At 73.4% G+C, this 1218-nt stretch carries 2 protein-coding genes; both read right to left on the minus strand.

The genetic code is table 11. The features are described from left to right. Nucleotides 1–855, minus strand: an 855-nt coding sequence (locus IE225_RS32630; protein ID WP_190061282.1) for a sensor domain-containing protein, incomplete at its 3' end; no start/stop codon positions are given. Between the two features lie 219 nt (nucleotides 856–1074). After that, nucleotides 1075–1218 (minus strand): ATP-binding protein (locus IE225_RS32635; RefSeq protein WP_506004992.1); only part of this gene is annotated, 144 nt, incomplete at its 5' end.

The following is a 1218-nucleotide window of genomic DNA, read 5'->3' on the forward strand; positions in this document are numbered from 1 at the left end:
GCGTTCGATGCGCCGCAGGTCCGCGGCGGCCGTGTCCACCACCACCCCCCGATCCGACTCCAGCTCCACCACCCGCGTCGCCAGCCGCGACGGGCCGAGCAGCCCGTGCACCAGTAGCCGGTCCACCGTCGTCAGGGCCCGTACGATCCACGGCGCGCCCAGCGTGAACAGCAGCCCGACCAGCGCGGTCACCGTGATCTCGAACGGGTTGTCCAGGTAGACGCGGTGGGTCTCGTCGCCGTACAGCTGCAGACCGCCCTGGCCGGCGTACATCGGGAAGACCCAGAACCACAGCGGGTACGTCAGCAGCGTCCAGCCCACCGTCCAGACGGTCACGGCGACACTGAAGGAGAACACCGCCCACGGCATGAGCAGCAGCGCGTACAGCAGGGCCCGCCACGACGTGCCGTTCCTGAGGACGGCGCCCATCCACGCCATCGGGCCGCCGCGCCGCACCCGCAGCGGCGCCGGGTCGTCCACCGCCAGCCCGAGCAGCCCGCGCGCCCGCATCCGCTCCAGCGCCCCGAACCCGCGGCATCCCGCCAGCGCCGCCGCCAGCACCGGGACGCCCAGGAACGTCACCAGCAGGCCGGCACCCAGCGACACCATCGTCACGGCGTACACGAACAGCATGATCCCGACGGGCAGGCTCAGCAGCACGTAGCAGAACTCCAGCCAGCTGCGCGTCTCGAACGGCGCCCGCAGCCCGGCCGGCAATAGGGGGCGCCGGCGGCGCTCGCCGTACCCGGCGTGCCTGGTGTACCCGGCGTGCTCGTCGTGCTCGTCGTGCCTGTCGTCCTCGCCGTGTCCGGCGTATCCGCCGTAGGGCGCGTACTTCCCGTACTCCGTGGCCATCGGTGTCGTCCCGTCCCGTCCTGTCCCATCCCGTGGTCTGTCGCGTGCGGCTCGTGCGGTGCGTGCGGCTTGTGCAGTGCGCGCGGCTCGTGCGGTGCGCGCGGCTCGTGCGGTGGTCGCCCGGTGGTGCGCGTGCCGTCGTTCACCGGTGCTTCCAGCCTCCTCGGCGGCGGGCCGGACGACCATGGAGCCCGTCGCCGTCCCGTACGGGGGTTTTCCCTACCTCGCAGGCCGGTCGGCGTCCTCCGCACGGTCCCGCCAGGGCAGTTCCGCGGTGATCGTGGTGGGGCCGCCCGGCGGGGAGTCCACCACCAGGACGCCGTCGACGGCGTCGAGGCGTTCGGCGAGGCCGCGCAGGCCGGT

Origin of the sequence: Streptomyces echinoruber, assembly GCF_014651135.1 — a bacterium.
In the GTDB taxonomy this organism is placed as follows: domain Bacteria; phylum Actinomycetota; class Actinomycetes; order Streptomycetales; family Streptomycetaceae; genus Streptomyces; species Streptomyces echinoruber.